The 16058-nt window shown below is 63.8% G+C and carries 13 protein-coding genes and 2 tRNA genes; 6 read left to right on the forward strand and 9 right to left on the reverse strand.

The genetic code is table 11. The features are described 5' to 3' along the window. Positions 1–22: 22 nt before the first annotated feature. The gene (locus BLEFHOIH_RS11195; RefSeq protein WP_088345410.1) at positions 23–1672 is read right to left on the reverse strand and encodes a Na/Pi cotransporter family protein; all 1650 of its coding nucleotides are present in this window, start codon (positions 1670–1672) and stop codon (positions 23–25) included. Between the two features lie 356 nt (positions 1673–2028). Between BLEFHOIH_RS11195 and BLEFHOIH_RS11200 the strand changes: the two genes are divergently transcribed. From BLEFHOIH_RS11200 to BLEFHOIH_RS11210, 3 genes are all read left to right on the forward strand, one after another. Next, positions 2029–2104 (forward strand) — tRNA-Asn (locus tag BLEFHOIH_RS11200). A gap of 165 nt (positions 2105–2269) precedes the next feature. Further along, on the forward strand, positions 2270–2659 hold the full coding sequence (locus BLEFHOIH_RS11205; protein WP_170937110.1) for a DUF2946 family protein: 390 nt from the start codon (positions 2270–2272) through the stop codon (positions 2657–2659). Between the two features lie 105 nt (positions 2660–2764). Further along, a complete protein-coding gene (locus BLEFHOIH_RS11210) occupies positions 2765–4951 on the forward strand; it encodes a TonB-dependent receptor (RefSeq protein ID WP_245296971.1) in 2187 nt (728 codons plus the stop codon). A 103-nt stretch (positions 4952–5054) separates the two neighbouring features. Here BLEFHOIH_RS11210 and BLEFHOIH_RS11215 read toward each other — a convergent pair whose 3' ends face one another. The 5 genes from BLEFHOIH_RS11215 to adh form a co-directional block, all read right to left on the reverse strand. After that, on the reverse strand, positions 5055–5309 hold the full coding sequence (locus BLEFHOIH_RS11215) for an HAD hydrolase-like protein (RefSeq protein ID WP_125461665.1): 255 nt from the start codon (positions 5307–5309) through the stop codon (positions 5055–5057). A 73-nt stretch (positions 5310–5382) separates the two neighbouring features. After that, positions 5383–6123, reverse strand: coding sequence for a sulfite exporter TauE/SafE family protein (locus tag BLEFHOIH_RS11220; protein ID WP_170937111.1), 741 nt, complete (start codon positions 6121–6123; stop codon positions 5383–5385). Positions 6124–6287: 164 nt separating this feature from the next. Further along, a complete protein-coding gene (locus BLEFHOIH_RS11225; RefSeq protein WP_088345418.1) occupies positions 6288–7397 on the reverse strand; it encodes a sulfotransferase in 1110 nt (369 codons plus the stop codon). Between the two features lie 416 nt (positions 7398–7813). After that, positions 7814–8194, reverse strand: a complete 381-nt coding sequence (locus tag BLEFHOIH_RS11230) for a DUF779 domain-containing protein (protein WP_088345420.1) — start codon at positions 8192–8194, stop codon at positions 7814–7816. A gap of 74 nt (positions 8195–8268) precedes the next feature. Further along, on the reverse strand, positions 8269–9789 hold the full coding sequence (gene adh, locus BLEFHOIH_RS11235; RefSeq protein ID WP_088345422.1) for an aldehyde dehydrogenase: 1521 nt from the start codon (positions 9787–9789) through the stop codon (positions 8269–8271). A gap of 488 nt (positions 9790–10277) precedes the next feature. On the opposite strand from adh, the gene BLEFHOIH_RS11240 reads away from it, so the two are divergent. Next, positions 10278–10643: a hypothetical protein gene (locus BLEFHOIH_RS11240; protein WP_088345424.1), complete on the forward strand. Its 366-nt coding sequence runs from the start codon at positions 10278–10280 to the stop codon at positions 10641–10643. Positions 10644–10674: 31 nt separating this feature from the next. On the opposite strand, the gene BLEFHOIH_RS11245 is transcribed toward BLEFHOIH_RS11240, so the two are convergent. Next, complete coding sequence (locus BLEFHOIH_RS11245) at positions 10675–11985, reverse strand: alpha/beta hydrolase (RefSeq protein WP_125461666.1); 1311 nt, start codon at positions 11983–11985, stop codon at positions 10675–10677. Positions 11986–12596: 611 nt separating this feature from the next. On the opposite strand from BLEFHOIH_RS11245, the gene BLEFHOIH_RS11250 reads away from it, so the two are divergent. Further along, entirely contained in the window at positions 12597–13961 is a 1365-nt protein-coding gene (locus tag BLEFHOIH_RS11250) for an amino acid permease (protein ID WP_088345428.1), read from the forward strand. Then, the gene (locus tag BLEFHOIH_RS11255; RefSeq protein ID WP_088345430.1) at positions 13958–15082 is read left to right on the forward strand and encodes a hypothetical protein; all 1125 of its coding nucleotides are present in this window, start codon (positions 13958–13960) and stop codon (positions 15080–15082) included. The genes BLEFHOIH_RS11250 and BLEFHOIH_RS11255 overlap by 4 nt, the downstream gene beginning before the upstream one ends. A 52-nt stretch (positions 15083–15134) precedes the next feature. Here BLEFHOIH_RS11255 and BLEFHOIH_RS11260 read toward each other — a convergent pair. Together BLEFHOIH_RS11260 and radC are read right to left on the reverse strand one after the other, a co-directional pair. After that, a tRNA-Cys gene (locus tag BLEFHOIH_RS11260) sits at positions 15135–15208 on the reverse strand. A 122-nt stretch (positions 15209–15330) separates the two neighbouring features. Beyond that, a complete protein-coding gene (gene radC / locus BLEFHOIH_RS11265; RefSeq protein WP_088345432.1) occupies positions 15331–16026 on the reverse strand; it encodes a DNA repair protein RadC in 696 nt (231 codons plus the stop codon). Positions 16027–16058 lie beyond the last annotated feature (32 nt).

A 16058-nucleotide genomic window follows, 5' to 3' on the forward strand; every position in this document is an offset into this window, starting at 1 on the left:
GCCGATCATCACGCCATCCCCGTCAGCGCAGGCGGCTCTTCAGAAGCTCGCCGCCGCGCTGCAGCACGGGATAGGCGGCTGCCGCCACGATATGCGCGTTCACATGCTTGATGTCGCGAACGAGATCGAGAAACAGGGTGGTGGTTTCGGCGATTTCGATGCGGCCCTCGCGCAGGCGCTGATAGTGATCCGCCGTCGCCGACACTTGAATCTCGCGAAAGGCCTGCTTCTCGTTGGCCAGCATCCGCGCCGCCCGCTTGTCCTCCGACAGGAAGACGCCGGCGGCCGTATGCAGATTGTCGCTCAGCCGCGTGAGCATCGCATCCAGATCGGCCCGCTCCTCCTTCGAGAAGCTCAACCCACGCTTCAGCCGCTTCGAGGCAAGGCCCAGCACATCGCGCTGGAGCAGATCGCCGGCGTGCTCGATATTGGTGACAAAGTTCAGGATCGCCGATTGGCGCTCGTGATCGGCCTCGCTCATCGCGTCGACCGTCATCGAGGTCAGGTAGGTCTTGATGGCGCCGTTGAGGCCGTCGAGGACGTCGTCCAGCTCCTTGGCCGCGCTCAGCCGCTTGCGGTCGCCGCCAATCAGCGCGTCCTTCGTCCCGCCCAGCATTTCGTCGAGGATGTCGGCCAGCCGCAGCGCTTCGCGGCCGGCGCTCGCGAGCGCCATGACCGGCGTTTCGCGCGCCGCCTCGCTGAGATAGAGCGGGCGCGACGGATCTTGCCTTGGCACGCGCGCCGGGAGGAGGCGCTTCAGCAGCGTGGCACACGGCGTCAGCAGCGGCAGGAACAGTGCCGCCATGATGATGTTGAACAGCATGTGGAAGCTCGCCACCGCCCGCGCGCCGTCCGGCAGCACGCCGCCGAGGAACGGGGTGATGACAGGCAGTGCCGCCAGGGCCACAACCACGCCCACCAGCCGGTTGATAAGATTGCCGACCGGCAGCCGCTTCGCCGCCGGATCATCGCCCGGAGGGCCTTCGAGCAAGGGGTTGACCGCCGCGCCCAGATTGGCCCCGAGCACCAGCGCGAAGGCGGACGTCAAGGACACGATGCCGCCGCCCGCCAGCGAGGCGACCACCAGGATCACGGCGACGCTGGAATGCATCGCCCAGGCCAGCACCGCCGCGATGATGACGTTTATCAGTGGCACCGCCTCGATCGCCTGCATGAACATCTGGAAGCCCGGCGAGGTCTGGTAAGGCGCGACGACGGCGACGAGCTGCAAAAGGGCGATCACCATCAGCCCGAGCCCGACGAGGACGCGGCCCAGATCATGCGTGCGCGACGTCCCCCCGCGACGGAACATGACGACGCCGATCAGGATGAAGACCGGGGCCAGCACGCCGACGTCGAAGGCCATCAGTTGCACGATCAGCGTGGTGCCGATATTGGCCCCGAGCATCACGGCGAGCGCCGTTGCCAGCGGGATCAGCCCGCCGACGGCGAGGCTGGTCGCCATCAGCGCGGTCGCGGTGCTGCTTTGCAGGAACAAGGTCACGCCGAGCCCGGCCATGAAGGCTTTCAGGCGGTTGTTCAGCGCCCGGCTCAGGATCGAGCGCAATTGCGGCCCATAGGCCCGCTGCACGCCGGTCTGCACCATGCGCACGCCCCATAGGAGCAGGGCGACGAAGCCGCAGATTTGCGTGATGACCAACAGTTCCGTCATGCCAGACTCCGAATATGCCGCCCGATTCCGGCCCCGCTCTCGCGGAAGCGCTCCCGCACTGAAAGGGATAGGAGTGACGAACGGATTTCAGAACGTAAGGAAGGCTGATGCTCGTGCAAGTTATGCACAGTCCGCTTACCCGAACCGAACGCCAGCAGCGCCGACAGCCTTCGCGCATCATGTGGCGCCGGCATGGCGATGCGGCATTCGCCCGCCAGGCTTTCGCACGTCGCGGCGTCGCCCCTCACCAAAATACAACATCCTCCCGTTAAGACCGCCTCACACGCTCGCATTTTGGGTGGAACTGCCCCGATCGATTTGCTATATGCATCGCATTAGACGGCTTTGCCCTCTATTCCCCGGTAGCTCAGTTGGTAGAGCAAGCGGCTGTTAACCGCTCGGTCGCTGGTTCGAGTCCGGCCCGGGGAGCCAATCAGCATAAAGATCTCCGTCGCCATCAGCCAGCTTTGCATGGACACAAGCGTGCTCCGTGCCTCGAATGCACCGCATTGCGGCAAATGGCCTTGGCCCACTAAAGGTCCGATTGCCCCCCACCGCATCGCCCTTCAATCTCCACATGTTGGGGGATTTTTGGGCGTGGGGCGAGTTCGGCCGATATTGAGCCTTCTGGCGGTATTCGGCGTGCTGTTGCATGGCGCGATGGTCGTGCGGCACGGCACGGCGATGCTCGGCTGGATGCAGCAGGTTCAGGCGCTGAAAAGCGGCATGGGCGTCATCTGCCTCGGCAATGGCGAGATGTCGCCGCTTGCCGCGCCCGACGCACCCGCCATCCCCGCCTCGGCCGGCGACCCGCCGAAATGCCCGATCTGCCTCGGCATGGGCTCGGCGGTCGCGATTCTGCCCATCCCCGATCTGGACCCGCGCCTGCTCGACCGCGCCTCGGCGCGGGTGGCGGCGGTCGGCGAGATCATCGCGCAAAAGCTGGCGGTCCGGCCGCCCCCGCGCGCCCCGCCCGCGATCTCCTGAGACGCAATAGTCCCCGCCCGCGCGATTGACGGCGTGTGATCGGCCATTGGCGCCGGCCGCCGCGCCCGCCCGGGCTGTCTCAGAAGAAGATTCAGGTTTCCACACATGACCACCACCCAGCCTTTTGGCGGGCGGCCGATGGCGTCGGCGCTCCGCACCCGCATGGCGTCCGCAGCGCTCGGCCTCCTCGCCCTGACGGCCGCCGAAACCGGCGCCCGCGCCCAGCAATCGCAACCCATCGCCCTGCCCGGCATCACCGTCGAATCGCAGCAGGCCCAGCCTGAGGCGCAGAAGGATTCCGCGGCCGCGACCGGCTTTCCCGGCGGTGAGCCGCGCAGCCGCAGCCTTACCGTGCCGACGCTCGAGGAGGCGCGGCGCGAGCTGTCGCTGGTGCCCGGCGCGGTCAGCGTCGTCTCCGGCGCCGACTATCGGGAGGCCACGTCCGCGAAAACCATCAAGGACGCGCTCGACTACGTGCCAGGTGTCTTCGTGCAGCCGAAATGGGGCGATGATTCGCGGCTGTCGATCCGGGGCTCCAGCCTGTCGCGCAATTTCCATTTGCGCGGCATCAACCTTTATATGGACGGCATCCCGATCAACACCGCCGACGGTTTTGGCGATTTCCAGGAGCTCGACCCTACCGCCTATGACTATATCGAGGTCTATAAGGGGGCGAACGCGCTGCGCTTCGGCGCCGCGACGCTCGGCGGCGCGATTAATTTCGTTACCGCGACCGGCCGGAATTCCGACCCGTTCGCGGCCAGCGTCGATATGGGCAGCTTCGGCTTCAAGCGGATCCAGTCGAGCGCGGGCGGCGAGGCCGGGGCGTTCGATTTCTTCGTCACCGGCTCGGCGCAGGAGCAGGACGGCTACCGCGATCACAGCGGGGGCGAGTCGCAGCGGCTGAGCAGCAATCTCGGCATCCGCCTTTCGCCCGATGCCGAAACGCGCTTCTATCTCAACGCCAATCACGTCGAGCAGGACATTCCGGGCGCCGTTACCAAGGACGCGGCGCTGAATTCACCGACCACGGCCGCCTCCGGCAACGTGACCAACGACCAGGAGCGCAATATCGACACGCTGCGCTTCGCCAACAAGACCACCGCGCTGGTAGCACCCGGCACGGTGGTCGAGGTGGGGGCCTTCGGCGTCGACCGGCATCTCAAGCACCCGATCTTCCAATGGCTGGATTACAAATATCTCGATTACGGCGCGTTCGGCCGGGTGATGAATGAAAGCAATATCGGCGGCTTCAAGAACCGGCTGCTCATCGGTCTGAACCAGCACAATGGATCGACCGACGCGGACCAGTACGAGAATAAGCTCGGCGAGAAGGGGCGGCTGCTCTCCAGCGCGCAGCAGGACTCGACCAACACCACGGCCTATATCGAAAACGCATTCTATGTGCTTCCCGACGTCGCGCTGGTCACGGGGACGCAGTTCCTCTACGCCTCGCGAGAGCTTGAGGACAAGTTCTTGTCCAATGGCGATCAGTCCGGTCAGAATGATTTCTCCGCCTGGAGCCCGAAGGTCGGCGTGCTCTGGGAGGTCGATCCGCATTGGCAGGTCTTCGCCAATGTCTCCCGCAGCGCCGAGGCGCCGAGTTTCGGCGAGAATAGTGACGATGCCGGCGCCGCCTTCAAGGCGGAACTGCAAACGGCCACCACCTATGAGATCGGCACGCGCGGCCGCCGTCCGGACTATAGTTGGGACGTGGCGCTCTACCGCGCCAATCTCGACCATGAGCTGTATTGCGTGACGGCGGCGGGGGCTCCGGCGGGGTCCTGCGCCATCCGCAATGCCGACGAAACCATTCACCAGGGCGTCGAACTCGGCTTTGGCGCGAGCGTGTTGAGGTCGCTGCTGGAGGAGGGCGAGCGGCCCGACCGGCTCTGGCTCAACATGGCCTACACCTATAACGACTTCCGCTTCGACGACGATGCGCAATATGGCGACAATGAACTGCCGGGTGCGCCGCGCCATTTTCTGCGGGCCGAATTGCTCTACAAGCATCCGAACGGCTTCTTCGCCGGGCCCAATGTCGAATGTGTGCCGGAGGCCTATTTCGTCGACAACGCCAACAGCGTCACGACGGAAAGCTATGTGCTCTACGGCATGAAGGCCGGTTTTGACGACGGCGGCGCGTTCTCGCTTTATGTCGAGGGCCGCAATCTGGCCGACACGCACTATATCGCCAGCACCAGCATCGCCGATCAGGCGAATGCAAGCTCGGCGCTCTTCGAGCCGGGCACCGGGCGGGCCTTTTACGCCGGCGCGAAGGTCCGGTGGTAGCATGTGGGGTCCGGCCTCAGATTCCGAGGCGCTGAATCCCATCTGATTTAGAATGAGGGGCGAACCCCCTCATTCCTCACAATCGAGCCGCGCGGGCAAATCTCTAGTCCAGAAACCGGTGCAACGCCGCAAGGGACGAAAGCTTTCTGACGCCGGCGGGCAGTCCGGCGTCAGCGCCGACATAGAATGCCTCGATTCCGAGCGCCAGCGCCGGGAGAATGTCGCTCTCCAAATTGTCGCCGATAAAGATGCATCGCGCCGGCCTCGGCGGCGCGTCCCGACGCCTTACGATAGAAATGCAAGGTGTCGTCGAGGTCGAACCCGACCCATCAAATTCCGGATTGTCCCGATCGCTCATGGGCAAGCGTCCTCGCGGATGCCGGTTGCTATCCGTTGCCATCAGCATCGTGCCACCAATGCCGGGCACGCAATCACGGGTTGCCCAGGGCGAGCGCGACACCGGAACACAGCAAAAGCCCCAATATGAGTCTCCGGAAGGCGGCCTCGTCCAGGACTCCGTAAAGCTTCATGCCGAGCCAGGTGCCGAGCAGCAGGGGCGGCAGTCCGATGAAGAACAGGCGCACCGTGTCGGCGTCGATGCCGCCGGTGCCGCCGAACCAGGCCAGCGTCAGCACGAAGGTGGCAAAGGCCGCCGGCTGGAGGACCGCGCGCTGCCTGTCCTTCGACCAGCCGCGCAAGGTGGTCCAGATCGTCGGCGGGATGCCGACCAGCCCAGTGCTGCCGCCTAGCACGCCGCTCGCCAGGCCGACCAGCGAATCCGAGACCGGACCTCCCCTGATGGGACGCAAACCGGGCTTGAGAAGGCCCCAAATGCCCAGGGCGATCGACAGAAAGCCGATAGAGGCGCGCATTTCCGCGGCGGGCATCCACCAGAGCGCTGCCGCGCCGAGCGGAATGCCGATGGCGCCGCCGGCGAATTGCGGCAGGATTTGCCTGGGTTCGATGACGTGTCGAAGCTTCCATACCGCCCAGGCGTTGATGATGATCGCGAATGCCGCGATGAGCGGCGCGCTTTGCGCGGGGGTGATGACATGCAGCCAGATCGCCGATGCCACCAGCCCGAAGGCAAAGCCGCTCATGCCCGCGACCACCGCCCCGGCGAAGGTGGCGATCATGAATGACAGGATATGCGGCAAGACAATATCGGTCATGGGAATGCCCTCGCGCTCCCCCGATGCGGCCGCGTCCAAGGCTGACGGTCGTGGCGGCAAGCGCTGATAATGTTCAACGTGGTGCGTGGCCGACATCCTGCGGCGCTGATCGCGCCGCAGGACTTTGTGGGACGGAGTGGCCTTCCGTCTCAGCAAGGCATGGATCACGCGGCGTGATGGTCCGGCGGGGCGGCTTCGTTGCCGATCGCCCTGGTCTGCAAATCCCGGCGGCGGGTGGCCGGGCCGGTCCGCGTCGCCAGATAATTCGCGCGAATGCGGCGCAGGACGTAGTCGCGGTAATTGGTCTGGGCAAGCTGCCGCCAGGCATGTTCGCGCCCCTCCAGGGAGCGCCGGGCGCAGGCGGCCAGATGCTCCGTCACCGGCACGGCGGCCATGGCCGGGGTCATGAAATCATAGCCATAATGGCGCATGTGGTCCTGCGCCAGGGTCTCGATGATCTCGATCTCGTCCATGCTGAGCTGCGATTTGTATTTATCGATATTCGCCGGGATCGGGGCGAAGCCGTTGGAAACCCAGAGGTCCGAGCGGCAGGCCAGTTCGGAGGCTTCCTGCGACCGCGAAATATCGAGCATCCCAGGCAGGAATTCCAAATCGAGAAACTGGCAGATCGCCCGTAGCGTGTGTTCGGGTCCGGCGAGGAAATCCTCGTAACGGACGGTCAGGACCCGGGCGGGGTGCTGTTCGGCGAGCGTCCTCGCCAGACGGTGCGCCTCGTTCCAGGTCATGGCATTCAGCGTCGAGTCGAAATCGTGGATGATGGCGCGGTTCATCGAGGCCACCTGCGCGCGCGGATCGCGGACGACGTTGAGGAACAGCATGTCAGGAAACAAAGCCATCAGCTCCTCGGCGTAGCGGACGCTGTCGAGCGATTTATCCATGACGATGCCGGCCTGGTGGGTCTCGCCCGCGCGCAGCAGCAGCTCCCAGACGATCCGGTGCACGCTTCGCGGCTCGGCCTGGATCGCGTCGAAGATCTCCATGGGATCGAAGGTGATTCCCGGCCATTTGACGACGTTGTTGGCCTGCAGGCCGATTACGTCGGCGACGAGCTGAAAGTAGCTGCCGTCATCGGCGAGGTCGCCATAGAGCGGCAGCAGCGGCATAAAATCGACGATATGCAGCGGGTAGGGCGAATAGAAATCGGGGTTGACGTTGAGGCGGAGGCGCAGGGCGTGGCTGCCGCAGCGGCGGAGCGGGATCATCATTACCGGACGCGGCCGTTTGGACATGCCTGTAGTATCGGGCGTGATCATGGGTCATCCTCGTCAAATCAATTGTAATTTATCGGTACGATAAAAATCGATCTTCTATGCGATGCTAAGTAACCAGTATTATAATTTGCCATCCCTGGAAAAATATTCAGAGGATGACCAGCGCCGCAATCGACACAATTTGACTAAAATTTCGCTTCAGCTTTGTCATTTTTGTGGCTGGCGCTTTACAGATTTATCGCGGGACAGCCCGGCGGTCTGTGGCGGTTAGCACAAGACCAGCATTTACAAGCAGTTAGATCGGCGATCTCGAAAGCATCGGTCACCGCGTGGTGTAAACCATGTTAGAGATCGGATTTTCACCGCGAAGCGCGTGGGGATTTTTCGTCCGCAGCACCGAGCAGGCTGGGCCGATCGCGCTCAGAGTGGCAGCTTTTCGAGATTGGGCGCGGCGGTGGTCAGCCGCCCCGGGCGGGCGGGCCGGCAGCTTCGAGGGCGGCGGCTTCGTCATCGGTGAACAGACGGCTGCGGGTGAGGAACCTGACGCCTTCGGGGGCCTCTAGCGAAAAGCCCGAACCGCGCCCCGGCACCACATCGATGATGAGTTGGGTGTGCTGCCAATAGTCGAACTGGGCCGCGCCCATGTAGAAATCGCAAGCCGCGATCCGGCCGAGCAGCACGTCCTGCGGGCCGACGCGGAACTCCTTTTCCGGATAGCACATCGGCGCCGAGCCGTCGCAGCAGCCGCCGGACTGGTGGAACAGCAGCGGTCCGTGCACCGCCCTGAGCGTATCGACGACCTTCACGGCGGCATCCGTGATGCGGACGCGGTCAACCATGGCTCATCCTCTCGCACAACGAATTTGGAAGATGGGCGCGCGAGGGATGCCCCCGCGCGCCCCCTCGCGATCGATCAGAAAAAGCCGAGCGCCTTCGGGCTGTAGCTGACCAGCAGGTTCTTGGTCTGCTGATAGTGGTTCAGCATCATCCTGTGGTTTTCGCGCCCGATGCCGGATTGCTTATAGCCGCCGAAAGCCGCGTGCGCGGGATAGGCGTGATAGCAATTCGTCCACACACGGCCCGCCTGGATGGCCCGGCCGAAGCGATAGGCTCGCGTGCCGTCGCGCGTCCAGATGCCCGCGCCAAGGCCATAAAGCGTGTCATTGGCCAGCGACAGCGCCTCCGCCTCGTCCTTGAACTTCGTCACGGATACGACCGGCCCAAAAATCTCCTCCTGGAACACGCGCATCTTGTTGTGGCCGGCGAAAATCGTCGGCTCGACATAATAGCCGTTGGCCAGCTCGCCGCCCAATTGCGCCCGCTTGCCGCCGGTCAGCACCTGCGCGCCTTCCTGGCGGCCGATGTCGAAATAGGAGAGGATCTTTTCGAGCTGATCGTTCGATGCCTGCGCGCCGATCATCGTGGCCGGGTCGAGCGGATGGCCCTGCTTGATGGTCTTGGTGCGGGCGATGGCGCGCTCCATGAACCTGTCGTAGATCGATTCCTGGATCAGGGCGCGGCTCGGGCAGGTGCAGACCTCGCCCTGGTTCAGCGCGAACATGGCAAAGCCTTCCAGCGCCTTGTCGAAGAAGGCGTCGTCCTGCGCCATCACATCGGCGAAGAAGATGTTCGGCGATTTGCCGCCGAGCTCCAGCGTCACCGGGATGATGTTGTCTGAGGCATATTGCATGATGAGGCGGCCGGTGGTGGTCTCCCCGGTGAAGGCGATCTTGGCGATGCGCTTGTTCTGCGCCAGCGGCTTGCCCGCCTCGACGCCGAAGCCGTTGACCACATTCACGACGCCCGGCGGCAGCAGGTCGGCGATCAGCTCCATCACCATCAGGATGCCGAGCGGCGTCTGTTCGGCCGGCTTCAGCACGACGCAATTACCGGCGGCAAGCGCGGGAGCGAGCTTCCAGGTCGCCATCAGGATCGGGAAGTTCCAGGGGATGATCTGGCCGACGACGCCGAGCGGCTCCTGGAAATGATAGGCGACGGTATCGTGGTCGATTTCGGAAATGCCGCCTTCCTGGGCGCGGATGACGCCGGCGAAATAGCGGAAATGATCGACGACCAGCGGCATGTCGGCATAAGTCGTCTCGCGGATCGGCTTGCCATTGTCGAGCGTCTCGACGAGGGCCAGCAGTTCGAGGTTCTGCTCGAGCTTGTCGGCGATGCGGTTGAGGATCAGCGCGCGCTCGGCCGCCGAGCTCTTGCCCCAGGCGTCTTTGGCCTTATGCGCGGCGTCGAGGGCCAGTTCGATATCGGCCGCGCCGGAGCGCGGGATTTGGCACAAGGTCTGGCCTGTGACCGGGCTTGGATTGTCGAAATAGCGTCCATCCGCTGGCGCGACCCAATCGCCGCCGATGAAATTCCCATATTTCTGCCGGATCAAAGCCTGTTTCGAGACTTTGTCGATCGCTTCCTGATACATGGACGTCTCCCTATTCGCCGGCAAGCCGGCTCGTTGACGCGCAATATTTCATTGGATATCGCGCACGTGAAGCCCAGCCATCCCGCATTTATTTAAAATTTGCGGGTGGAAATCGGCCCATCGCGTCAATCTAACCAAAGAGTTACTTCACTTGCGGCGCCGCAAGCTGTATCTCTTTGGAAAAATTATGGTGCGCCCAAGAGTATGTCGTGTCAACGCTGTATTCAGCGAGCTATTGCGGGGGGTTATGCTTGGTGGGCAAGCAGCGCGACGCTCCGTCCACGGGCGAACGGCTCTGGCAAAGGGCCCCCCTCGCGGGGTCGGGCGTGCTTTCCGTCCGTCAATCGTTCCATAATCAAGTTTTAGTGGCAAAACGCCGATTGTTTGTTCCAAAGCACTTTGAATTCTTCATGCGTTTGCTATGATGATCTTCATCGCGCGCCATGGCGCAAGCGGCGGCCCGCCGGCATTTTCAGCGGAGAGATCCCATGTTCGTGAATGATGGTGGCAGTTCGGCAATCTTGAATGCTTCGGTACCGGCCAGCGACGCCGAAGAGCAGATGAGGCTGGCAGTACAGAGGGCAGGGGGCGCGATCGGGACGAAGCCGGATGGCCGCGATTCTCGGTACGCCCCGCCGCCGCAAGCGGGTGACGTCCACGCGCAGTCGATCGAACTTGCGATTGAGGCCTATGTGCGGGCGAATGGCATGCCCGCCGTCGGCGCCGGCGAGGACGCCGCCGCCACCACGGCCGCAGCCTTCCGGCGCGCGATGTCGATATGGCGGCACCCTCAGCGGGACGACGAGCTTTTCACCCTCCACGCCGCCAAGGGCCGGAGCGGGGACGCCGAGTGAGCGCCAAACGAGGCTTGCAGGCGCCTGTCGCCTAGCGCGGCTCCGACATGGCCGAGGCGCCGCTGTCGTCATCAAGATCGACGCGGCGAAGCAGATCCTCGATCGGCTGCTGGGTCCAGGCGTCGGTGACGAAGCTTCCATGCGCTTTCGTGGTGGGCAGAAAGACCACGTTGCCGGCCGCGAGATGCGGCGCCAGTTTCCGCGTCACGGGGAAACGGCGTTGGCTGAGCGTCTGCTCCAGCGCCAGATTGCGGCCGCGTGTCGAGCTTGCATAGGCGCTGACGAAAAAGCCCGCCCGCTGGTCGATCCAGCGCGAGAACTTGTCGATTTCGCCGTAGAGCGCGTCGAACAGCACCACGCCCGTCACCCTCTTGCCGAGGCCGCCATTGGCGATCGTCCAGGCCGCCGGGACGAAGCCGCCGCTATAGCCGATGACGATGACCGGCATCGATGCGAAAGCCTCGCGCGCGCCGGCATCGCCCTGCATCTGGGCCAGCTTTACCGCTGCCTCGTCCAGGAAGCGCTTGACGCCGCCCGGCTGCCAAAACTTGCCGATGCTGCTGTCGCGCGCATCGACGGCAAGCTGCGGCGCCACCAGCACGGCATTGACGCCGGAATCGGAGATCTGCTTGGGAAGCTGCTGCCGCACCGCAACGTCGCGCTCGAGCGTGGCGCCATGGCCGTGGAAGAACAGCACCAGCACGGCCGGCTTCTTGACGTCGAAGCCGCGCGGAATGTGCAGCAGCACACGCGGGTCGTTATAGGTCTCGTTCTCCCAGTAGACGCGGCTATAGCTGCGGTGGCCGCGCCGGCCGTTCGAGACGATGTTGATGAACGGCGCCTTGGTGCCCGCGACGGTTCCGCTATAGGGGAAGGGGGCGCTCTGGAAGGCGACTAGGGAGGTCTTGGCCTGCTTCATCGGCGCCGGGCCGAGCTTGGGCGGCGTCAGCATCGCGGTCTCGATCATGGCCGAGGCCTCCGGGCTGGGTGCGGGTGGCGGGGCCAGACGTGGTGCGGGTGCGCTGACGGTTTCGGCAGCGGCGGCAAGCGGCGCGGTTGCGGTTTCCGCGCCGGGGGCGGCTGGCGCCTCCGCCGGGATCGATCCCGTTGCATCGTCCGCCGCGGCCTCGCGCCCGATCGCATCATCCTTCGCCGCGCCCTCGACAAAGGCGTTACGAAAGTCTTCGATCCGGCCATTCAGATTGTTGGTTTCCCGGTCGCGCTTTGGAGCCCCGGGTTCCTCGCGGCAGGCCGGCAAAGCCGATAGGGCGATCAGGGTGGCGGCGTAGAGGACGGCGGCTGGGCGGTCCCCGAACTTTCGCCGAAAAAGTCTGAATTCCAAATGCTTAGTCCGCCTCGCGGCTTCCGGCGGCTCCCCTTCTCCGCGCGGGGGTCGGAAGGCCCCGCGCCGTTGCTCCGAAGCCCCAGTCTATAAAAAAAGATCGTGACCAGAACGTGGGGAATTGGCGCACCCTGAAACAACCCAGGGTTTTATCCGTCGCGCGGCGGGTCCCAGGCGCGATCGCGGAAGCGGGACGGGCTTGCGGGAAACTGGGCTTAGGGAGGGAAAGTGCCGCCAATTAGTCCGAGTGATTAATTGCAATTTTATGTGTAGCGAAAGTGATTTAATTTCAATTTCAAATAAATATTCGATATCGTCCGCTAGCGTTGCTTCGCAACCAACACACAACATCACCGGAAAGCGGCAGACCATGTGCCGAATCAGGCGAGAGCTCCAGATTACCAAAACAATTTTAATAAAACAGCAGATTTAACTCAGTCTTCGCTCTTCAGGCGTAAAAGGAGAGCTGCGGGCCGGTTTCGCCCCGTGGATGCAGGCTCGCAACCCTCCGCCGCCGGCTGTGGGAATCCTCCCGAAGCTGGCGCATTGGTGCAAATTTCAGCGTGTTGCGTAGGTCAATGACCCTCCGATTCAGGAATTCTGCCACGGATATGACACATTCGAGCGGCGTCGCCGGCGTGGATCAGCGCAAGCTCGATGTCCCATCCGTATCCGCGATGACCGCGGTGGCGCTGGCCGTCGCCGACATGATCGGCATCGGCGTGTTCACCAGCCTCGGCTTTCAGATCGCAGCCATCCCCTCGCCCTTCGCCCTCCTGATGCTGTGGATCATCGGCGGCCTCGCGGCCCTTTGCGGCGCGCTCTGTTATGCCGAGCTCGCGGCGATGTTTCCGCGCTCGGGCGGAGAGTATAATTTCCTCTCCCGCAGCTATCACCCTGCCGTCGGCTTCCTCGCCGGCTGGGTCTCCGCGACTGTCGGCTTCGCTGCGCCGATCGCCCTCTCGGCGATGGCCTTCGGCAGCTATTTCACTGGCGTGGTGCCGGGCGCTCCGCCGATGCTGATGGGCCTGATCGTGGTCTGGTCGGTGTCGATCGTCCATCTCCTCGGCATCAAGCAGGGCAGCGTCTTCCAGAACGTCTCGACCTTTCTAAAACTCGGCCTGATCCTGCTCTTCATCGTCGCCGGGCTGGTCATGGGCGTGCCTCAGGGCATCAGTTTCGCGCCGACATCGGTCGATTTCAGCCTCATAAGCAGCGCGCCCTTCGCCATCGGCCTGGTCTTCGTGCTCTATTCGTATTCCGGCTGGAACGCGGCGACCTATATCGCCGGCGAAATCCACGATCCGAAGAAGAACCTGCCGCGCTCGATCATCATCTCCGTGCTGCTGGTCGTGACGCTCTATGTCGCGCTGAACGCGGTCTTCCTCTATACGACCCCGATGGCGCAGATGTCGGGCCAGCTCAATGTCGCGCTGGTCGCGGGCACGCATATTTTCGGCGACGCCGGAGGCCGCATCGTCGGCGGGCTGATCTGCGTCGGCCTGATCTCCGCCATCAGCGCCATGACCTGGATCGGACCGCGCGTCACCATGGCGATGGGCGAGGACTTGCCGCTGCTCAACGTCTTCGCCCGCAAGACCGCCAATGGCGTGCCCGCGACGGCGATCGCCACCCAGCTCCTCATCGTCAACGTGCTGATGTTCACGCAGAGCTTCGAGGCGGTGCTCGAATTCGTCCAGTTCAGCCTGACCTTCTGTTCCTTTCTCACCGTGGCGGGCGTCATCCTTCTGCGCATCACCCGCCCGGATTTGCCGCGTCCCTACCGCACCTGGGGTTATCCGGTGACGCCCCTGGTGTTCCTGTCGATCACGCTGTTCACCATGTACTATCTGCTGACCGAGCGGCCGCTCGAATCCCTGGCCGGCCTTGCCACCATGTTCGCCGGTCTCTTCATCTACTTTCTGTCGCAGAAGACCTGGCGCCAGCCCGCGCCCATAGGAGCCGTTGACCGATGAGTAAAGCGTTGAAGCTGATCCGGGCGACCGTCCCGGCGATGTTCGTCCTCGCAATCTGGGCCGGCGGCGCATTGGCCGCCGCCAGCACGCCGAACGATACGGCCCGCTTCCTGGCGGGCCTTGCGCCCGCGCCCGGAACCCCGCTCGCAGCTAAGGCCGAGGACGCGAACTGGAAGCGCCATGCCGCTTATTTCGACGGCGCCTGGGACCGGCTCGACAAGCGCCAGCTTTCGAGGATCCGGAGCTGGCAGGCCAAGAACATGACCTCGCCGCAGCCGACGCTCTTCTACATGTTCAGCGGGCCCGACTTCCTCTATGCCAACGCCTTCTTCCCCAAGGCGTCGACCTATGTGATGAGCGGCCTCGAGCCGGCCGGCAAGGTGCCGGAGCTGTCCGAGATGAATTCGCAGGCGCTCGCGAGGGAGACGCGCAATCTGGAAGTGTCGCTGAATTCGCTGCTGTCGGTGAGCTTCTTCATCACCTCCAACATGCAGCGCCAGCTCCGCGCGGGTAAGGTTTTCGGCACCTTGCCGGTGATCTATGTGTTCCTGGCGCGCTCCGGCAAGACCATCGACGATATGACCTATGTCGACATCGACGCCGAGGGCAATGTCGTCCCCGTGGGCCAGGCCGCCGATCCCAAGACCGCCACGCACGGCATCAAGATCGGCTTCACCGGCGCCGATGGTGCCAAGCAGACGCTCTATTATTTCACCACCGACATCTCCAATACCGGCGTGAAGAAATACGGCTTCATCAAATTCTGCGAGAAGCTGGGGACGGGCGACGCTTTCGTCAAAAGCGCCTCCTACCTGCTGCATTCGGGCGGGTTTTCCGGCGTGCGCGAGTTCCTGCTGGCCAAGAGCGCGACGATCCTGCAGGACGATACCGGCGTACCGGTGCAGTATTTCAAGGCTGACGATTGGGATCTGAAGCCGCATGGCCGCTATCTCGGCCCGATCAGCATCTTCCGCGGCAATTACCAGAACCGGCTGGCCAAGATCTTCAAGGGCGACAAGCGCGAGTCGATCGAATTCGGTGTCGGCTACCGCTGGCGGCCGAACGAGTCGAACCTGCTGATGGCCGTCAAGCGGCAGAAGACGACGGCTGTCGCGCGGTAGTAGCTTTTGAGAAAGCGGCTGCGATTGCGGCCGCTTTTTTATGGGAGAAGCCTGGAGGCGACGCCCGGAATCGAACCGGGATAGACGGCTTTGCAGGCCGCTGCGTAACCATTCCGCCACGTCGCCGATAGGTTGAAGATGCTTGGCGGCAGGCCCCCATGCACCCGCTCATGGCGAGACGCCACGAGCCAAGGCATATGTAGCGCACCTGCCGCGCGCTGATCAAGCGTTTCGGCGGGACTATCCCGTCAAACGAGCCTCGCCGATTTCAGGCTGACATGGCCGTCGCGGCCGACGATGAGATGGTCGTGCACGGCGATGTCGAGCTTTTCGGCCGCCGCCATGATTTCCTTGGTCATGGTGATGTCGGCGCGGGAGGGGGTCGGGTCGCCCGAGGGGTGATTGTGCACCAGGATGATCGCCGAGGCCGACAATTCCAGCGCCCGCTTCAGCACTTCGCGCACATAGACCGGCGTGTGGTCGACCGTGCCGCGGCCCTGCACCTCATCGGCGAGCAGGCGGTTGCGCTTGTCGAGGAAGAGGATGCGGAACTGCTCGCGCATCTCGAAGCCCATGGCGGCGCGGCAGTAACTCACCACCTTGTCGAACGAGCCGAGCAGCGGGCGCTTCATCACCTCGCCCTGCATCAGGCGGATGGCGGCGGCCTTCACCAGCCGGATCTCGGTGACGGCGGCGGCGCCGAGGCCCGGCACTTCGGACAGCCGCTCTTCGGTTGCGTTGATCGCCTCGGCGAAGCCGCCGAATTTGGCGATGATCGCCTTGGCCAGCGGCTTGGTGTCCCGGCGCGGAATGGCGCGGAACAGAATCAGCTCCATCAGCTCGTAATCGGGCAGGGTTTCCGCGCCGTTCTGGCGGAAGCGCTCACGCAGGCGCTCGCGATGGCCGTAATAATGCGGAACCGCTTCTTCCTTTAACGCCGACATCGCCGATCCCGCACGCGAACGCAATTCCCACC

It is taken from the genome of Rhodomicrobium sp. R_RK_3 (genome assembly GCF_002198715.1).
Taxonomy (GTDB): Bacteria; Pseudomonadota; Alphaproteobacteria; order Rhizobiales; family Rhodomicrobiaceae; genus R-RK-3.